The 19,407-nt window shown below is 47.5% G+C and carries 12 protein-coding genes and 1 tRNA gene; 6 read left to right on the top strand and 7 right to left on the bottom strand.

The features are described from left to right. Positions 1-232 precede the first annotated feature (232 nt). Positions 233-305: transfer RNA gene (locus tag QZW82_RS10815), tRNA-Thr, on the bottom strand. 154 nt (positions 306-459) lie between these two features. Beyond that, a complete protein-coding gene (locus QZW82_RS10810; RefSeq protein ID WP_293147862.1) occupies positions 460-2,619 on the bottom strand; it encodes a serine/threonine protein kinase in 2,160 nt (719 codons plus the stop codon). Between the two features lie 847 nt (positions 2,620-3,466). Here QZW82_RS10810 and QZW82_RS10805 point away from each other — a divergent pair. The 5 genes from QZW82_RS10805 to QZW82_RS10785 all read left to right on the top strand — a co-directional run bounded on the left by QZW82_RS10805 (position 3,467) and on the right by QZW82_RS10785 (position 12,645). Beyond that, the gene (locus tag QZW82_RS10805; RefSeq protein WP_293147860.1) at positions 3,467-4,612 is read left to right on the top strand and encodes a sulfate ABC transporter substrate-binding protein; all 1,146 of its coding nucleotides are present in this window, start codon (positions 3,467-3,469) and stop codon (positions 4,610-4,612) included. Positions 4,613-4,749: 137 nt separating this feature from the next. After that, entirely contained in the window at positions 4,750-5,610 is an 861-nt protein-coding gene (gene cysT / locus QZW82_RS10800) for a sulfate ABC transporter permease subunit CysT (protein WP_293147858.1), read from the top strand. Then, the gene (cysW, locus tag QZW82_RS10795; protein WP_293147856.1) at positions 5,600-6,478 is read left to right on the top strand and encodes a sulfate ABC transporter permease subunit CysW; all 879 of its coding nucleotides are present in this window, start codon (positions 5,600-5,602) and stop codon (positions 6,476-6,478) included. The genes cysT and cysW overlap by 11 nt, the downstream gene beginning before the upstream one ends. Positions 6,479-6,658: 180 nt before the next feature. Then, the gene (locus QZW82_RS10790) at positions 6,659-7,018 is read left to right on the top strand and encodes an NIL domain-containing protein (RefSeq protein ID WP_293147854.1); all 360 of its coding nucleotides are present in this window, start codon (positions 6,659-6,661) and stop codon (positions 7,016-7,018) included. 515 nt (positions 7,019-7,533) lie between these two features. Next, on the top strand, positions 7,534-12,645 hold the full coding sequence (locus tag QZW82_RS10785) for a DUF4347 domain-containing protein (RefSeq protein WP_293147852.1): 5,112 nt from the start codon (positions 7,534-7,536) through the stop codon (positions 12,643-12,645). 297 nt (positions 12,646-12,942) lie between these two features. Here QZW82_RS10785 and QZW82_RS10780 read toward each other — a convergent pair whose 3' ends face one another. After that, positions 12,943-13,323 carry a cytochrome c gene (locus tag QZW82_RS10780; RefSeq protein WP_293147850.1) on the bottom strand — a complete coding sequence of 127 codons (381 nt, stop codon included), beginning with the start codon at positions 13,321-13,323 and terminating at the stop codon, positions 12,943-12,945. A gap of 182 nt (positions 13,324-13,505) precedes the next feature. Between QZW82_RS10780 and petG the strand changes: the two genes are divergently transcribed. Then, the gene (gene petG, locus QZW82_RS10775; protein WP_006632329.1) at positions 13,506-13,625 is read left to right on the top strand and encodes a cytochrome b6-f complex subunit V; all 120 of its coding nucleotides are present in this window, start codon (positions 13,506-13,508) and stop codon (positions 13,623-13,625) included. 263 nt (positions 13,626-13,888) lie between these two features. Here petG and QZW82_RS10770 read toward each other — a convergent pair whose 3' ends face one another. From QZW82_RS10770 to QZW82_RS10755, 4 genes are all read right to left on the bottom strand, one after another. Then, positions 13,889-14,971, bottom strand: coding sequence for a glycosyltransferase family 1 protein (locus tag QZW82_RS10770; RefSeq protein ID WP_293147847.1), 1,083 nt, complete (start codon positions 14,969-14,971; stop codon positions 13,889-13,891). 295 nt (positions 14,972-15,266) lie between these two features. Next, a complete protein-coding gene (locus tag QZW82_RS10765) occupies positions 15,267-16,337 on the bottom strand; it encodes a glycosyltransferase family 1 protein (protein ID WP_293147845.1) in 1,071 nt (356 codons plus the stop codon). 325 nt (positions 16,338-16,662) lie between these two features. Further along, positions 16,663-18,792, bottom strand: coding sequence for a glycosyltransferase (locus tag QZW82_RS10760; RefSeq protein WP_293147843.1), 2,130 nt, complete (start codon positions 18,790-18,792; stop codon positions 16,663-16,665). Positions 18,793-18,802: 10 nt separating this feature from the next. Further along, positions 18,803-19,405 carry a hypothetical protein gene (locus tag QZW82_RS10755; protein WP_293147842.1) on the bottom strand — a complete coding sequence of 201 codons (603 nt, stop codon included), beginning with the start codon at positions 19,403-19,405 and terminating at the stop codon, positions 18,803-18,805. Positions 19,406-19,407: the final 2 nt, after the last annotated feature.

Here is a 19,407-nt window from a genome sequence, read left to right as displayed (position 1 = left end):
ATGAATTGCTAAGTTTAGTGGTCAACATTTAATTAAACTTTAGAATCAAACGCTCAAATTTGCGATCGCCCGATTCAATACAACCTTCAATACAACCATAGATATTTCTATTTTTGGAAAAAAGATTGCGTTAACAATCAAAATTGCTGAGGCGGGTGACAAGCGCCTTGAGACGATTGCGGGCAAAAAAATAAGGCTAGAATTTTTATCTAGCCTTATTTTTCATTCAATAAGCTGGTGACAAGACTCGAACTTGCGACAGGCTGATTACAAATCAGCTACTCTACCAACTGAGTTACACCAGCAGTGAAAATTAATATAGCAAACTTATCGCCATTAGCGCAACCCCCTCAGCAAACTTTTTTTTCCAAAATCACCGAAAAGCCCTCGGAGCAAGGGCAAAACCGGAATTATCTTCGTCCAACCAATGCCCGATGCCCGATGCCCGATGCCCGATGACTAATCGCAACACCAAATCTTAATTGTCTCATCCGCGCTGCCGCTGGCTAGCAAATTACCCGAAGGTGCGATCGCCACCGAGTATACTGTACCCGAATGTCCTTCAAGAGTGCTCAACAGCTCCCCCGTTTGCAAACTCCAAATATTAATCGTATTATCATCGCAGCCGCTAGCCAAAGTCAAACCGTCCCTACTGATAGCAACCGAATCGCCCCGACTTACATAATTCCGCAAAATATGCACAGCCTCATTCATCCCTAAATTCGCTACACCCTTTCCCTTCGCAGAATTAGAATTTAAAATCCGCAACAAACTGCCCGTGTGCAAATTCCGCAGCTTAATCGTATAATCATTGCTGACGCTAGCCAGAATTTGACCGTCCGGCGCGATCGCCACAGAATTCACCCCAACATTCAAACCCGAAAGAGTCCGCAGCAACTTACCGCTTTCCACATCCCAAACCTTGCTCGTCGCATCCGAACTGCCGCTCGCCAATATCTTACCATCCGGGCTAAAAACCACCGCATTCACATTGTCTGAATGACCCCTCAAAGTCCGCAGCAACTCACCAGTCCGCAAATTCCACAGCTTAATCGTATTATCAGCCCCGCCGCAGCTAGCAATTACCTGCCCCTTCGGGTTGATCGCCACCGAATTCACCTCCATAGAATGTCCTGGGAAAGTACACAATAGATCGCCGTTGTACAAATTCCAAAACTTAATTGTTTCATCCGAACTGCCGCTGACCAACATTTTTCCGTCATAGCTAATCGCAACCGAATTTACGCGATCGGAATGTCCCGTCAAAGTACCAACTAATTCCCTTGTTTCTAAATTCCAAATCTTAATAGTTTTATCCCAACTGCCACTAGCCAGAATTTCGCCATCAGGACTAATCGCCAGAGAATTCACAAACGATGAATGTCCCGGCAGGGTGTAAGCGCACCGCCATTTCAGATTTTTTAATTTGTGAGCGAACTCCTTCGCCCGCTTTGATTTCGCCTCAGCTTCCTGTCTGCTTTTTAGTGCCTCCTCCTCCAAACGCTTGCGTTCCGCCCTAGCTTTCGCCTCTCGCAGTGCTAACCGCCGCATCTCTCCCTTATAGGTTATTCGCTGCTGCTCCTGAATTTCTTTAAGAGTTTCTATATACGGTAGAGCCCAATCTTGAGAAAACCATTCCTGAGCAAATTCCGCCTCTAAATTAAATAGCTGAGGTTCGTGAGTAAAATCTATTTTTAAATAATACAAATCCGCTAAAAAAGCAGCCAGCAACTTATGAATTGTCACAATTATTTGCCGAATAATCCGCAGTCTCACCTTTTCATCTTTCCCCTCGGCTTCCAACTGGTGATAAACTTCTTCCCAATTCCAAGGCTGCATCGCCACTAGGGAAACATTCTGATTGATTATCCCCCAAAAACCGACATGAAAATTAACTTCATAATCGCTGATGTCGCTGTACAATATAGCGGTTGGCACGGGAGACAAAACAGTCTGCAACCGCTCCACATCAATATCAGAAATAGGGTTTTTGAAATAATCTCCGTAAAACTGAACCGGGCAGGATTCTCCGTGCTGGGGGTAGTACTGGTTCAAAAAAGTTCTCAACTTAGCCGGCAGCTCAATATTCAGATTGTGGCGAAACGAATCCGGGCAATCTTGGCTAATTTTGGCCGGAGCAACTAACAACAGCAATCGGTGCTGCTGCTGCTGCAAAATCTGTTCAGTTTCCTGCCTGCTCAAATTGGAAAACCAGTTGTCCCTGTCCCAAATAATTTGAATTTCGTTCAGCTTAACTCGAATTGCTTCTGATTGAATCTCCCGCATTAACTCGCGGCCGAGCCGGCTAATAGCCCGCTGATCTCTCAATTCTTCCGCCCTAATTCGATTGGCGCGTTCTTCCTTTACATTTTCTTCTTCTATGCTGGCGATCGCAATTAACTCTTGTTCTCGGGCCTGCTGCCGTTGCAAATACTTCACTTGTGCTTTAATCCAGCGGGGGTCTTTTTTGATTTGCTGGTTCAAAGCAGAAGAACCAGACGGCTCAATTTCTGCATAGCGTTCGTTGACAGCGCTTGCTCCCAATCTTTCTCCCAATTCGCAGGCTACAGGTTTCAACAGTTCAATTAGGGTGTCTGAGACGGGGCGGGGTAATGACATACCAGTTAAAACTTTTTCTTACTTTGCGGGCGATCGCGCCACTTAGGCGTATCCCGCTGGGCGGAGACTCTTAGCATGGCCTTACATTTGAGCGATCTATTTTAGATTTTAGATTTTAGATTTTAGATTTACTCCACAGATGAATCTGGGAGCTAGAACTTGAGTCTGCTCGCGACGATTGTCGGGGCACGGTATCCGTTTTTGAGCGGAGCCAGCGTATCCGTAAGGCGTATCGTACAGTCGCGCAAGCTTAGCACCTTAACTCAATCATAGTGTTTCTACGGTTTACATTTTACGGCGAATCTGAGTGGAAAGCACCGAGGCAAAAGACTTGAGGATATTCGATCGACTCTGAGTGCCAGAATTCGTTTTTTTTGTTGCCATTGTTACCCGCCCTTGTCTATAATCGTACTTCAACACCATAATTACGGTATTCCGACCTAATAACCGTACTTTAGTAGAGGAACAAATATAGTCAGCAACTCAGGGAATCAACGCCACTGAGCTTGTAAGAGCAATCGAGCAAGCTGTGTTGACCAGCCAAGCGTCTTAACTGACTACGTTATTTGAGTCACGACACCAAGCGAATGCGTAGCTAGTTCCTTGCTCTGTCATCTGCAATTAAACAGTTTGAAAGTCACGCTCAACAGTGTTGCAGGTCTCTCAAGCTCTCATAACATTGGGCGTTGCCTAACATTACCCGTAAGGGCTTGGAGACAACCATATCTCCGCAGAGGGGCAACCATACCCCTCTACCCCGCAAGGGGATTCACGGCGGTTGAAACCGCTTTCTTCGTTTCCCTCTCAGGACTAAAGTCTCTGAGTTTCCCACTTACCGAGTGTTTTTATGAGCCCGTGGCAACACCTAACTCAACAATTTCACCAACCACAACAGCTACCAATTGGCAAAAATCGATCGCTCACTGCGCTTAAAAGATTTGTGTCGCTATTTGTAGTAGGAATAACTTTAAGTTTGGCAATTGTATCCTGCCAGCAGGGAACCCCAAACAACTCCGCCACCACTCCAGGCGGTGCTAACCCAGCAGCCAACAAAGGCAAAGTAGAATTAACCCTCGTTTCCTTCGCCGTCACCAAAGCCGCCCACGCAGCGATAATTCCCAAATTTGTCGAACAATGGCAAAAAGAAAAAGGACAAACCGTCACCTTCAGCGAAAGTTATGGCGGTTCCGGTTCCCAAACCAGAGCAGTAATTGACGGATTAGAAGCAGACATCGTACACCTAGCCCTCGCCCTCGACACCGCCAAAATCGAGAAAGCCGGACTCATCCAACCGGGCTGGGAAAAAGAAGTCCCCAAGGGCGGAATCGTCACCAAATCCGTAGCAGCAATAGTCACCCGCGAAGGCAATCCCAAAGGCATTAAAACCTGGGAAGATTTAAGCAAAGACGGAGTGAAATTAATTACAGCAGATCCCAAAACCTCAGGAGTTGCTCGCTGGAATTTCCTAGCACTTTGGGGTTCGATTATCAAAACCGGAGGAGACGACACCAAAGCATTAGACTTTACCACCAAAGTTTACAAAAACGTTCCGATTCTGACTAAAGATGCCCGTGAAGCTATGGATGTATTTTTTAAACAAGGCCAAGGCGACGCCTTAATCAACTACGAAAACGAAGTTATTTTAGTAGCTCAGAAAGGCGAAAAACCGAGTTATAGTATTCCAGATGTGAATGTGTCGATCGACAATCCCATTGCGATCGTCGATAAAAATGTGGACAAACACGGCACTCGCGAAGTCGCCGAAGCCTTTGTCAAGTATCTGTACACTCCAGAAGCCCAGCGAGAATTTGCCAAAGCAGGATTTCGCCCAGTAGATGAGACAGTAGCCAAAGAAGCAGAATTTGCCCAAAAATATCCCGCCGTCAAAACCCTATTTACAGCTAAAGATTTGGGAGGTTGGGGAGAAATTCAGACGAAATTCTTTGATGACGGAGCCACGTTTGACAAAATCCAAGGATCGATTAAACGCTAAGTCCCAAATTACCCGCTCGTAGTGAGGACTTCAGTCCTCTCCAAACGGTTCGTAGTGAGGACTTCAGTCCTCCCCAAAATATTAGCTTTTCAAGGACTTGCATTCCTTACTACAAACGAAGAAATACTCAAACCTAAATGGCAGTATCATCTCCAGCAACCAACCCTCAATCTGCGATCGCAAATATCAAAAGAGCGATCGGCAAAATTACCTTACCTTGGGGAATCACCATCGGCTACCTCAGCCTCATGCTACTTCTCCCAGTCACAGCCATGCTGCTAAAAGCGAGCACAGCAAACCCCGGCGAATTTTGGAAAATCGCCACAAGCCCGATCGCCCTTTCCGCCTACGATGTCACCTTCGTCACATCATTAATTGCCGCCTTAATCAATGGAGTTTTCGGCACATTAATAGCGTGGGTATTAGTCCGCTACGACTTTCCCTTAAAACGCATTGTCGATGCAGCAGTCGATTTACCCTTTGCGCTACCAACATCCGTTGCAGGTTTAACCCTCGCCACAGTTTACAGCGATAACGGCTGGATCGGCTCCCTATTTGCACCATTGGGAATCAAAATATCATTCACTCGCTTGGGCGTAGGCGTAGCCATGATCTTTATTTCCTTACCCTTCATCGTGCGAACTGTACAGCCAGTTTTACACGAAATGGAAAAAGACATCGAAGAAGCAGCTTGGTGCTTGGGTGCTTCTCAATTTCAAACCTTTTGGCGAGTAGTTTTACCGCCGCTCTTTCCGTCAATTTTAACCGGAGTTGCTCTCGGATTTTCCCGAGCCGTTGGCGAGTACGGTTCGACGGTAATTGTAGCAGCTAACGTACCGTTTAAAGATTTAATTGCACCTGTTTTAATTTTCCAAAGATTGGAACAGTACGACTATGCAGGAGCCACAGTAATCGGCACTGTCATGTTAGGAATTTCCCTAGCAATGCTGTTCACAATTAATATTTTACAAGCTTGGAGGAGACGCTATGACGGCTGATCTCAATTTATCTAAAAATTACACAGTTCCGCCAGCGGGTTCGTCGCGGGGCAACGAAAAAGCCTGGGTAAAGCCAACGTTGATCGGAATTGCGATCGGCTATCTCGCCCTCGTCTTATTTATCCCAACCCTCAACGTTTTTTACCAAGCTTTCAAAAAGGGAATCGAGCCATTTTTCGCCAACTTAACCTCACCAGATTTTCTATCAGCAGCCCAACTTACCCTGCTGATAGCTCTGATAGTTGTACCTATAAACACAGTATTTGGTTTGTGTGCAGCTTGGGTAATCGGCCGCAACAAATTTCCCGGACGCACCCTATTAATCACCATTTTAGACGTGCCGTTTGCCATCTCTCCCGTAGTCGCAGGTTTAATGATTGTACTGCTTTACGGTCGGCTGGGATGGTTCGGCCCGTGGCTGGAAAGTGCCGGGATTAGGATTATCTTTGCTTTGCCAGGAATGGTGCTAGCTACTGCTTTTGTCACTCTACCTTTTGTTGCCCGCGAAGTGATTCCTGTTTTAGAAGAAGTGGGAACCGATCAAGAAGAAGCGGCGAAAACTTTGGGAGCAAATGATTGGCAAATCTTCTGGAATGTGACGCTGCCGAATATTCGCTGGGGCTTGCTTTACGGTGTGATTTTGACAAATGCTAGAGCAATGGGAGAATTTGGAGCTGTTTCTGTGGTATCGGGAAATATTGCTAAAAAAACTCAGACTTTGCCTTTGTTTGTCGAGGATGCTTACAAGCAGTACGCGACGCAAGCAGCTTTTTCCGCTGCGGTAGTTCTCGGTTTTTTAGCGGTTGTTACTCTGGTGCTTAAGGAGATTTTGGAACGAAAAACTACCATTAAGGAAGTTGACAGTTGACAGTTGACAGTTGACAGTTTATACCGCTGTTTCGATCCCCCTAAATCCCCTTTAAGAAGAGGGACTTTGAGAATACTCCTGTCCCCCTCCGTTGTTAAGGAGGGTGAGGGTGGATCGAAAGACTAATCGTTAATCATTAGTACGTTATCCCTGAAAAAAAACCGACATTAGGAGGCCACAATGTTAAACCACAACAATAGCGAACCTGAATTTGAGCCGATCGACAATTTCCACCAAACTCAACAATCAGACCTACCGCACACTGAGTCAGGAGACAGCAGACCAACTCAAACCCGCATTCGGATTCGGATTCCCAAAGAATACCATCAGGAACCTGTCATCTCTAACCTGATTTCGGAACACGGTTTAAAGGTAAATTTTAATGCAGCTTTGTTGGGTGGAAAAAATTCCGATGACGGTTGGTTTGATTTGGAGCTTAACGGTACAAGCCAACAAATTGAAAGTGCTCTGATTTATCTCAACGATTTAGATGTGGAAATCTGGAGCAATTCCAATCATCCCGATGAGGAAACTTGGTAAACGTTTGTAGTGAGGACTTTAGTCCTTATTAAGACTAGGACTGAAGTCCTCACTACGAACCAATTTTATTGCGGTTTTGCGATCGCCCAAACTATCATTCCTTAGCCCAAAAATACCAAATAACATCAGTTTACAGCCGATCGCCGCGACTGATGACTTTTTACTGACAAATATCGATCGCCATTAGTTATTTTTTTGCTTGACATTTATGACAAAACGTTGTACCTGACAGAGTGTAATCGCATCAAAAACTAGGCGCCAGTCTTCTCAAATATTTTTGTAACATCCGGAACAATATCTACCTTGCAAACTTCTACACAATCAAACTAAACTTAGTATATCCTAGGAGAGCATAAAAAAAGGTTTTTGTCAATCTTCCATTGAGGTGAAAGTTAGGGCGATCGTCTTCCAGGGCTTTGTCAACGACTTGCATCCGCAGCGGAATAAGATCGATCGCTGCTGCGTTTGGTTTGTGCTATGAATTTAATGTGTGTGTGTACCAGAGGAATTTAATCATGGAAGTCTATAAAGAACGGAAACACCAGATAGTTTTTGCGGATTCACAAGTTAAAGATTGCGAAAGTTTAACGAAAACCGCGAATTCCGATACAGAAGTTATTATTCTCAAGGCCGATCGCGACGGCATCGCGCAAATCGCCGAAACACTTAAACAGCGGCAAAACATTGCAGCAGTTCATATTCTGTCTCACGGCTCAGCAGCCAGCCTGCAACTGGGAAGCACAGAACTCAATCTCAGCAACATTGAAACCTACCGCAATTATTTAGAAAAATGGTTTGCTTTGCCAGCAGCCGAAGCAAACTCGAACTCTTCAACTACTGCTAAACCAGAAATTCTGCTTTACGGTTGCAACGTCGCCGCCACAGAAGCCGGTGTCGCCTTCGTCCAAAGGCTGAGCCAGCTCACGGGGGCAAATATTGCCGCATCCGATAACTTGACCGGCAGTGCCGCGCTGGGCGGAGACTGGGTGTTGGAAGTAACTACAGGGAAAATAGAAACACCTTTAGCATTTTCCCAAGAGGCGAGGGAAGCTTACAGTGGAGTTCTGATTCCCCTTACCCTAGACGTTAACAATTTTAGCGAACTAGACAATGCTATTAAAGTTGCCAACACCAACGATGGCCCAGACACAATCAACATTAAGAGCAACTTTACCCTGACAGGGTTGCTACCCAGAATTACCGGCCCTACAAATATTGTTGGTGGCGGTTTCAAAATCACCGGTACTCCGACAGCCCGAGCCTTTGTCGTTGATAGTACCGGCCCAGTTAACATTTCCAACCTCACCATTGATTCTGCAACAGCAGTAGGAGGAATCGCACCGGCTGGTGGTGGTGGTGGTGGTGCTGCGGGTTTAGGGGGCGCACTTTTTATCAACAGCGGCACTGTAATAGTTGACAGAGTGACTTTCTCGAATAACCAGGCTATCGGTGGTGCAGGTGCTGCTGGAATCGGTGGCAAAGGTGGCACTGCTGATTTCGGTGGTGTTCCCTTTGGAGGCAGCCCAGGCGTTGCTTTCCCAACAGCAGCCACCGCAGGTGGTAGTTTTACCCCCAATGGTAACCCCGGAAACAACGGTTCTCCTGGATTCTCCGCAGGCGCTCCGGCTGGTAATGGTGGTGCTGCTGGGGCAGGTGGTAATGGAGTCGGGCCTGCTGGCGTAGGTGGCATTGGCGGTATTGGTGGCGCTGGTGTGAGCGGCTCTATTGGTGGTGGCGGTGGTGCTGGCGGTGCTGGCGGGAATGGCGGTACGGGCGCTACGACCAACGGTGGCGGTGGTACTGGTGGCGCTGGCGGTGCTGGTGGCTTCGGGGGCGGTGGCGGTGCAGGCGGTACTGGTGGTACTTCTACTCCCCCTGCTCTTGCTGGTGTTAACGGTGCAGGAGGTGTTGGAGGCTTCGGTGGCGGTGGTGGCGCGGGAGCTACTCCCGGTCTCAGCACTGCGATCAATCTCTTTACCCCTGGTGGGACTGCTGTCGCTGCCGCAGGTGGCGGTGGTGCTGGTTTGGGTGGTGCGATTTTTGTCGGCGGCGGCAACTTGACCTTGACCAACAGCACCTTATATAGCAATACAGTCAGGGGTGGAAATGCTGGTGCTGCTACCGCAGGTGCGGGTACAGCCGCAGGCGGTTCAATTTTTGTCAACTTTGGTGCCACAGCTACCCTGACTAACAACACGATCGCCTATAACTCTGCCACAGCAGCGACAGTTGGTACACCGGCCAGTCTGATTGCTAATGGCGGAGGAATTTACAACAACGGCGGTACTGTCACGGTCAAAAATACGATCGTCGCTGGCAACACAGCTACTACCAACCCCGATGTTACAGGGGCATTTACAGGAAACAACAACCTGATTGGAGTTCTAGGCACTAGCACCGGTTTAACAGGTCAGGCATTAGCGGTTCCTCTAGCGACGGTATTAGCACCAGCCGCTGCTGCCGGACTCAACGGCGCAACTGCTCCCGCTCCTTTCACCCTCGCCCTAGTTAGCAACCCCGTCGTCACCACGAGCACTAATCCGGCAATTGGTGGAGGCGACCCAACCATAACGGTAGTGGGCACTACTGCTTTCGACCAACGCGGCACTGGTTTCCCTCGCAAAATTGACAATACTCTCGTTGGTAAACCAACTATTGACATCGGTGCTTACGAGTATGGCCCAGTTGTTCAGGGTCAGAAATTCAACGATATCAACGGCGACGGCGTTAAAGCTGCGACAGATCCAGGTCTAGGGAATTTTACCATTACCGCAGGAACCCCGACTTCTACTACATCTGTCACTACTGCTGTTAGCTCTAGCGTTCCTGCAACTCTCGGTCAGTACACCCTTACGGATACTAAGGCAAACACTGCGATCGCCGAAACGTTACCACCAGGTTGGGTGCAGACTGTCGGTCCGACTCCGCCCTCTACAGGTACTGCTGATGTCCCTAACGCTAACTTCGGTAATTTCCTAAAAACTACGATCGCGGGCAAAACCTTCAGCGACCTCGCAGGCAACGGTTTCACTCCCGACGACACCGCATTAGCTGGCGTCGTTGTCAATCTCTACAGAGACACCAACGGCGACGGCATATTCCAAGCCGCCACAGATACAGTTGTCGGCACTCCGCAAACGACTACGGCAACAGGAGATTACAGCTTTGCGGACATCGGCCCGGGCAAGTACCTGATACAAGCCGTTCCCCCGGCCAGCTCCAGCATCTCTTTCCCCGCTGGCACAAATCCGGCTATTGCGGTTACTACCGAAAGCGGTAAACCCGTCGTCGGGCAGAACTTCGGCATTTTCAAAAACGTCACTATCACCGGTCAGAAGTTCAACGACCTCAACGGGAATGGGGTCAAAGAGGGCACCGAACCAGGATTAGAAGGCTGGAAAATCTTACTAGAACCACAGACCTTTATCGGCACAGCAGTACCGCGATCGACTACCACGGATGCCTCTGGGAATTACACCTTTACTGAAGTTGGGGCTGGTACATTCCTCCTGCGGGAAGAGCAAAAGACTGGTTGGCAGCAAACTTTCCCTGTTCCCCCAGCCGCCACGAGGCTTACTACCGCAAGTGGCGTTAACATTGCCAACACCGCCGCCCTTCCCACCAACTTCGGGAACTTCCAGGTTGGCAAGATTAGCGGGATCAAATTTAACGATCGCAACAAAAATGGTGTCCAAGATGCCGGCGAACCAGCGCTAGCAGGCTGGAGAATCTACCTAGATGCCAACAACAACGGCACGCTAGAGCCAACCGAAACCGCTACTGTCACCGATATCACCGGTAAGTACCAGTTCAACGACTTGCCATTCGCCACCTACAACGTCCGGGAGTTAGTAGAACCGGGCTGGACGCAAATCGCCCCGGCAGCCAGCGGCACCGCGCCTACCCTTTCAGGTGCCTACAGGATCGCCCTCACCAGCGGTCAAGACTCGCAAAACAACAACTTCGGCAACTTCTTCGAGGCGAGCACGATCAGCGGTCAAAAATTCAATGACCTCAACAACAACGGCGTTAAGGATGCCGGGGAACTGGGCCTACAAAACTGGCAAATCTTCATAGACACCAGCAAGGATGGAGTCTTTCAGCAGGGCGAATTGACTACCATCACGGATAAGGATGGCAACTACACTATCAACGACGTACCCGTAGGCACTCACCAGGTAAGGGAAGTCCAGCAAACCGGCTGGACGCTGACAACCGCGCTCCCTGCCGACGTTGTTATAGCTAAAGCCGGAGAAAAACCCACGGGCATTGACTTCGGCAACTTCCTGCCCCAACCGGGCCAGATCCGCGGTCTGAAGTTCCAAGACAACAACAGAAATGGCGTTCAGGATGCCGGAGAACCGGGTTTACCCAATGTCCAAATTCAGTTAACCAAAGTCGTAGCTCCCGCGCCAGGAGCTCCTGTTGCTGTTCCGGTTACTACTACCACAGATAACAGCGGCAACTACCTGTTCGCGAACCTAGCGCCGGCAACCTACCGCGTTCGGGAAATCGCGCCAGTTGGTTTCACTCAAAGCAGCCCCAACCCCGCCGACATCGTGCTGGCTTCGGGCGCTATTGTCAGCGGCATCAACTTCGGGAATTCGGTTATAACAACACCGACACCTTCACCAACGCCGACACCGACGCCAGAACCACCTGGCAGGACATCGCCGACACCGACGCCTGCGCCGACGCCAACACCGACGCCTGCGCCACCGACGCCGCCGACACCGCCAACACCACCGACACCACCGACACCAGAGACGCCGACGCCGACGCCGACGCCGACACCAGAACCGACGCCGACACCGACACCGACACCGACACCTTTAGTGACAGATTTGGTTTGTCCCGATTCCTTCCCCAGGGTTATCCCTCCGAATCTGTCCCCCAGTCCTTCGCGGAACGGTGTCATCAACGGCACTAACGGCGACGATACCCTCGTGGGCAGTGCCAATGCTGACTCTATCTTCGGGTTAGGTGGCGCCGATTTGATCTTCGGCCAAGAGGGCGGGGATTACATCAATGGTAATGTCGGCAACGATACTATCTTCGGTGGCAAAGATGGCAATACTATCTTTGGTGGTAAAGGCTTTGACCTGATTTTTGGCGATCGAGCTGATGATACTCTTTACGGCAATCGCGGCAACGACTCGGTAAGTGGCGACGATGGCGATGACGTATTGTACGGCGGCAAAGGCGACGACGTGCTATTGGGAGAAGGCGGCGACGACATACTATTGGGCGATCAAGGTAATGACACTCTCTGCGGTGGCGACGGTAACAATACCTTGCTGGGCGGCAGCGGCGATGACATACTCTTTGGTGGCACCGGCGATGACTTGCTCTTTGGCGGCCTTGGCAATGACACCTTGATCGCTAATGGCAACTCACAAGGCTTTGTATTGGCAGCGATTCAGGGCACTGACACGATTATCAACTTCAGACCAGAATCTGATTCGATCCAGTTGGTGGGAGGTTTGGACTTCAGTCAACTGTCGTTAACCGAAACTAACGGCTCAACTGCGATCGCGATCGCCAGCACCAACCAGACTTTGGCTATATTGGCGGGCGTTGTCCCCAACCGGTTAGCTGCAAGCAGTTTTAACGTGCTAGTGGTTTAATCTGTAGTCCTTAGTAGGCATCGCTTTCAACTTAACGTCAAACCTAGTGGCTGTCTTCTGTTTGGCGATCGGAGCCAGATCCCCCCTAGCCCCCCTTCTTAAGGGGGGGACAGGATTTTCCTCAAAGTCCCCCTTCTTAAGGGGGATTTAGGGGGATCGACGCTCAGGGTAAACGAGAGATACAAAGGTTTTCGGGGTTAAGTTGACACCAATCCACAGTAGGATGCACACTTCGCGCACCTACTCTTAGCTGGACAATCAGGATTAGGGGAACGAAATTCCGTTCCCCTTTTTTTGTTAAATTTGTTGGAGATATTTCAGCAAGTCGGCCATTTCTTGCGGGCTCGGCTGAAACTGTGGCATTGGTGGGGTTCGCCCGCTGGTGACTTGGCGGATCAGCTCGAATTCGGATTTGCGCTCTGAAACTCGGTGCAAGTTGGGCCCAACTTGAGTCTCTCCGACGGATATGTGACACCCCGCACAGTTCATTTGAAAGATGGCGGAACCCTGAAACTGGTCGCCAGTAAGGGAAAGTACGCTTTTGACGTAGGGATCGGCAACTTGAAACTGACGAATTGTCATCGTCGCCAACATGATGGCAAGCAACACGGCGATCGCAAATATGACCAGTCGCTCGATCGGGTTTTTAATTTCATTCGTGGCAATTTGGTGATTCAAAGGAGTGCAAATTTAAAATAGTATCTACAAGAAAATTTATTTCTCATCACATAGCTTAATCGTTTCCAGCGGGGATATCAAGATCTGATACCCCCAGAACTCCCAAGAATGGGAAAATTCATCTGTCTCAGTGCTGGTAATATTAAAATTAGATTGTTAAATCTTAACGTTAAGGAGCTCTCATGGTAGAACCGCTGCTTTCAGGTATTGTTCTGGGTTTAATCTTTGTTACTCTGGCGGGGCTGTTTTTTGCTGCTTACCAGCAATACAAGCGCGGCGATCAGTTGGGTATCAATAAGTAAAAGGGCCTATAGTGCCTCGGTGAAGCGGAGGAGAGAGGGGGGAGATGGGGAGATGGGGAGATGGGGAGATAGGGAGAGGGGGAGATTGGAAAAATCTTTCTTCTGTCAACTGTCAACTCTTCCTTCTGTCAACTCTTCCCTCTTCCCTCTTCCCTCTTCCCTCTTCCCTCTTCCGTCTTCCGTCTTCCAACAGTCAACAGTCAACAGTCAACAGTCAACAGTCAACAGTCAACAGTCAACAGTCAACAGTCAACAGTCAACAGTCAACAGTATCGATCGAGAATAGCAGCAGTTTCCACGCCTGTCTTTTCCCAGCTAAACAGTTTTGCTCGGGCCAAACCTAGTTCCCGCAAGTGCGATCGAGCTTTAGTATCTGTTGCCAGCTCGTGCATAGCAGAGGCTATTTCCTGGATGCTGTACGGATTGACTAACGATACTGCGTCCCCCCCGACTTCCGGCATAGAAGATAGGTTAGAAGTGATGACAGGAGTGCCACAGGCCATTGCTTCGAGCACCGGGAGACCGAATCCTTCCCAAAGACTGGGGAATACCAGGGCGATCGCCCGGTTGATGACTTTCGGCAAATCAGCCGCGGGGAGGTAATTTAGGAATTTTACGCGATCGGACAATCCCAATTCTTGAACCTGGGCCTTCAGCAGCGGCGTATAGCGTTTATCTTCCGATCCCGTTATCCACAATTCGTAGTCGGAATTATTGGGTAAAGCCGCAAACGCTGCTACAACTCGCTGGACGTTTTTATGGGGATTGTGGCGGCCCATATACAGGAAATAATTGCTAGTTGGTAAGTCTAGAAACTTAAAAAAACTGGTATCGTAGCCGGGAAAAATTCGTGTAATTAAAGAACTTGGAATTTTACAAAAATTAGTAATATCATTGGCGGTTGACTCGGAATCGCAGATGATATGTTCAGCCTGCCGCAACACTTGGGGAATGTAGTAGCGGTGATAAACTGCCAAAGGATCGAAGCGGCGGGGAAATCGTAAAGCTATTAGGTCATGTACTGTAATTATATACCGACAACCGCGAAATAGAGGAGCTTCGGGAATTGGCGAAAATAACAGGTTAGATTTTAGCTTTTTGTATATTTTGGGGATTTGGGTTTGTGTCCACAGCAATCGGTTGATGTGTCCTTTGATTCCTTGTTGTGGTGTGAGGTTGGCTGGGATTTTGTAGCAGTTATTATTGGGAAATTTTTGGGCTGTTAGTAAGGTTGGATTGAGGGTTTTTAGGTGGGGAAATAGGTTTTTGGCGTAGATGGCTAATCCGGTTGGTTCGGAAATTAGGAAGGAGAGATTAATTAGTAGGTTGGATTGGGGGTTTGGCATAGCGTAATATGAGGATTGCGGTTTTTTGGTTGGGATTTTTTTATTTAACCGCAGAGGGCGCAGAGGGCGCAGAGAGATGAAAGAATAGTGGGCTGTTTTACAGATGTTGAGGATTGCGGTTTTTTGGTTGGGATTTTTTTTGATTAACCGCAGAGGGCGCAGAGGGCGCAGAGAGATGAAAGAATAGTGGGCTGTTTTACAGATGTTGAGGATTGCGGTTTTTTGGTTGGGATTTTTTTTGATTAACCGCAGAGCGCGCAGAGGGCGCGGAGAGTGGAAAGAAGAGTGGGAAGATTTACAGATATTGTTGTAAGATGTTGGCGGTTGCTGTTCCGGTTTTGTGCCAGCTAAATTCGGCCGATCGCGCTAAGCTAGATTTTTTTAAGCGCGATCGCACTTTTGAATCTGTGGCTACTGTTTGCATGGCTGCTGCTATTTCTCCAACGCTGTAGGGATTGACTAATAATGCCGCATCTCCGGCTACTTCTGGCATCGATGACAGGTTGGAAGTGATGACTGGTGTACCGCAGGCCATTGCTTCTAAAATCGGCAAGCCGAATCCTTCCCAGAGTGTGGGAAACACCAGGGCGATCGCCTGATTCATCAGTACGGGCAATTGCGAGTAGGGAACGTAACCGAGAAACTTTACCAAAGATTGTAAACCCAATTGTTCTACTTGTGCGATCGACTGTGGCGTGTAGGCGTTGGGAGGCCCGGCTAGCCAAAGTTCGTAGTTTGTGCGATCGGCTAAACTCGCAAATGCAGCAATTAATCTTTCCAAGTTTTTGTAACTATCGTGTCTGCCGGTATAAAGAAAATAATTTTTTGCTGGCAAGTCGAGACAGCGAAAATTAATATTATCACAAGCTAGGGGAATTGCGGTCATTTTCTGACGCGAAATCTGGTAAAAGTTAGCAACATCTATCGCCGTTGCTTGGGAATCGCAAATAATATGTTCGGCTTGTCGCAAAACCTGGGGGATGTAGTAGCGGAAATAAGCTGTCAGCCGAGAGAACTTTTGGGGGAATCGCAAAGGAATTAAATCGTGAACCGTAACTATGTAACGGCATTTGGAATATAAAGGTGCTTCTGGAATCGGCGAAAATATTAGGTTTGACTGCAATTTGTCGTAAATTTTAGGCAATTCAAATTGAGTCCACAGCAGTCTGTTAATTTGTCCTTTCGGGCCTCGATTCGGTGTGATGTTATCTGGAATTTGATAGCAACTATAATTCTCAATTTTCTGGGAAGCGAGTAATGTTGGTTCTAGGTGTTGCAGTTGGGGGAAAAGATTGGCTGCATAAGTACCGATTCCCGTGGGTTCGGGAGTAAGAAAGGATAAATTGATTAACAGTTGATTGGACACGTTTTGAGTAAAAATAAACTTGTGATTAGTCGATATTTGATATCAAACTAAGTCGATTTTCGGCGATATTTGTGAGGAATGGCACTACCCGCTGGTGTTAATTTAAGATCTAAAACTTTTGAATTTATCGTTCGCATCCAAGGCTCGATCCCCCTAAATCCCCCTTAAGAAGGGGGACTTTGAGAATACTTTTGTCCCTCTTTAAGAAGCAGGACTTTGAGAATACTCTTGTCCCCCCCTTTTTAAGGGGGGCTAGGGGGGATCTAGGCTTAAATTAACACTAACAGACACTGCCACTTCCTTACCCACATCAATATATGTATGCTTAAGGTCGATCGAGCATTTGAGCAATCTCGCCTGGATTTGGCAGCCGAATTGTAGCATACTCCTGGTGAATAATCTCAAAAAAACTCTTGACTTTGTGTTCAAAAGGTGGGAGTCTAAAGTTCTGACTGCGTTGCTGTGCGCCAGCTTGAAGTTCTGCCAGCAAATCGGGATTGACAATTAGTTGATGTGAATAGTGGCAAAGTTCCTCAACCGTATTGAACAAAAAGCCCGATCGCCCGTGTTCGACAATTTCCGGTTGTCCACCGCCACAAAACGCGATCGGGGCACAACTATTTTGCATTGCTTCAACAGTCGCCATCCCAAAATGTTCAAACCTTTGAGGATTGACTTCACCCAAACCGCAGCCATGCCAAAATATACTCGATTTAGCATAAAGCAATTTTATCTCATCTAAGGAACCATTAACTTTAAGTTCGATCGCCCTTGAATCCTGCTTCAGCAAATTATGAACCGCCTTTAAATAAGGATTTTTCGGAACACTGCTTCCAGCTAAAATTAGCCGCCATCCTTGAAGTTCATCGGGATAATCTGCTAGCAAATTGCGGAAAGCTTGGATGAGTTCAATTTGCTTTTTTGTTCCTCCAGCTTCAAACTGTCCCACAGCTAAAATTATCTTTTCCTTCGACACTTTAGCTGTAGCCATTTCCACGGGCGGATATAGCATAAAAGTTGGTTGCAAATTCCAACGTTTCTCTAACCACTTGACAGTAAATTGACTGTTGGCAATAATAAAAGTGTAATCATCCACAGCAAAATGACGGTTGCGAAAAGTATTCGGAAAGTGGCAGAAAAATACTGATATCGGCGACAGCGGTTTGACTTTTTCGAGTTGGTTGGCGTTGACGAAAAGATCGTAATTTTTGCTTTCTCTGGCAATTTCATCAAAGGGATTTTCCATATCCTCAGCGATGATACTGGAATCGATACACTGCATTCCGCGCTTCTCGTAAAATTGCAACGGAATAATCTTGATTTTGCATCCTGAAAGGTTGAGTCCGTACCACGACTCTAAGTCAGAAACAGCAACGGGTTTGTTGGCGATAAAAGTAATATCAAATTCATTTTGCAGTAGCGAGGCGATGGTAGCGACGTATTTTTGTCCGCCGCCGATAAAATGCAGTCCGTGATCGTAAATTGCGATCGACATTTTGCGATCGCCCCTAACCACCTCCAATCGAGGTAAAATGCGATCGATCTTCATTCTACTGTAAATCACCGCCAACTTTTCAGTCAACTGCGGCAGTACAGTGGCGACGATTTCCGGCTTCTGATAATCTAGCAGTTTTTTAATCGCGAAAAACAAACTCTCGAACAGCAAATCGTACTGTTTGTTACTAAAAAAATCCGAAGTATGAATCGATTTCACTAATTGCAGAGGTTCGTGTTTCGCCAAATACAAAAACCGATTGCGGTTGCAGAAATACTCGGTGAGTTTGCTACCTTTACTCGAACCTCGATACTCGTGATGGGCGATAGCTGCGGGAGTATAAAGCATTTTCCAACCGCGTTTTTGGCAGCGTTTGGAAAACTCTACATCTTCAAAATACATCACAAAATCTTCATCTATAGGCCCGAGATCTTCCAGACATTCTCTGCGAAAAAGCACCGCCGCCCAACAAAGCCCTTCTACTTCCCTTTCTGTATTATATTGTCCCGAATCTTTTTCGCCAAAACCGACATCTTGCCAATAAAAATTAGGTAATTGCTGAATGCCCGCGCTGTTAATTCGCCCGTCTTTAAACAGCAATTTGCCGCTAGCTGCACCGATTTTTTTTTCAGTCTCTAGGCGTTTAACTAATATTTCTAGCCAGTGACACTCAAGCGTTGCATCGTTATTGAGAAAGCCGATGTATTGCCCTTTTGCTTCGCTGATGCCGAGGTTGAGGGCTTTGGCAAAGTTGTTGGCGGTATTCACAAAAATGCGAACTTTTGGAAACAGTTCGCGCAGGGAACTAACGGAATCGTCTTGAGAGCAATTATCAATTACAATTAAATCGAGTTGTGATTCTGGATACGCAAGTTTTTGTAGGGATTTCAAGCAGTCTTTGGTGTGGCGCAGACCATTATAGTTAACTATAATAAATGAGCATATAGGAAGTGTAGTCATCTTTGATGCTTTATGGTTGTCGATCGCCCAATTGAGCGGTAATCTCCTGTAAAATAGCAGTATGTTGCTGCTGTACTGCTTTGATTTGCTCTACTTCAGACTGAAAATTTGCGATCGCCCTTTGTTGACTCTCAAGCTGTGCTGTAAGTTCGGGAAATCCGCTGCTGAATTCCGATGTAAGTTTTTTCTCTAGAGTTTGTTGATTTTCTTGCAATTTTTGCAACTGTGTGCTCAATGTTTGCACAACGCGGGTATTCGCGAAATTGTAAATTACTTGCCTGTCTAATACGGGCTTGAGCAATTTTCGGACGATTTTTCTGACGGCGATGACTGCGGAACCGAGCCGCCTTTGGTAAGATGTAATTGGAATGTTATAAATGTCAAAGCCCGCTTTGAGAAGGGCAATGTCTTCGTCATCTTCATTTTGGGCGATCGCACTTTTTGCTCTTTCCGGCAGCGGCAACTCAGCAATACCAATTCGCGGCTCCAAAGTTTGGCGCAATTTATCTATAATTTGTTGAGTCGGTATTTCTTCGTACTGCAATCTGTCGCCTCCTTTTAATTTATGGTGCGCCTCGGCACACCATCTCGTAGGGTTAGCAACCCGCACCACTG

It is taken from the genome of Microcoleus sp. bin48.metabat.b7b8b9.023, assembly GCF_013299185.1.
Lineage (GTDB): Bacteria > Cyanobacteriota > Cyanobacteriia > Cyanobacteriales > Microcoleaceae > Microcoleus.
Note: the sequence above shows the minus strand (reverse complement) of the source record. Positions and strands in the feature narration are given on the sequence as shown.

What these genes read in the sequence shown, in the direction of transcription:
- QZW82_RS10810 (WP_293147862.1), bottom strand. Translation starts at nt 2,619, where the DNA reads ATGTCATTACCCCGCCCCGTCTCAGACACCCTAATTGAACTGTTGAAA.
- QZW82_RS10805 (WP_293147860.1), top strand. Translation starts at nt 3,467, where the DNA reads ATGAGCCCGTGGCAACACCTAACTCAACAATTTCACCAACCACAACAG.
- cysT (WP_293147858.1), top strand. Translation starts at nt 4,750, where the DNA reads ATGGCAGTATCATCTCCAGCAACCAACCCTCAATCTGCGATCGCAAAT.
- cysW (WP_293147856.1), top strand. Translation starts at nt 5,600, where the DNA reads ATGACGGCTGATCTCAATTTATCTAAAAATTACACAGTTCCGCCAGCG.
- QZW82_RS10790 (WP_293147854.1), top strand. Translation starts at nt 6,659, where the DNA reads ATGTTAAACCACAACAATAGCGAACCTGAATTTGAGCCGATCGACAAT.
- QZW82_RS10785 (WP_293147852.1), top strand. Translation starts at nt 7,534, where the DNA reads ATGGAAGTCTATAAAGAACGGAAACACCAGATAGTTTTTGCGGATTCA.
- petG (WP_006632329.1), top strand. Translation starts at nt 13,506, where the DNA reads ATGGTAGAACCGCTGCTTTCAGGTATTGTTCTGGGTTTAATCTTTGTT.
- QZW82_RS10770 (WP_293147847.1), bottom strand. Translation starts at nt 14,971, where the DNA reads ATGCCAAACCCCCAATCCAACCTACTAATTAATCTCTCCTTCCTAATT.
- QZW82_RS10760 (WP_293147843.1), bottom strand. Translation starts at nt 18,792, where the DNA reads ATGACTACACTTCCTATATGCTCATTTATTATAGTTAACTATAATGGT.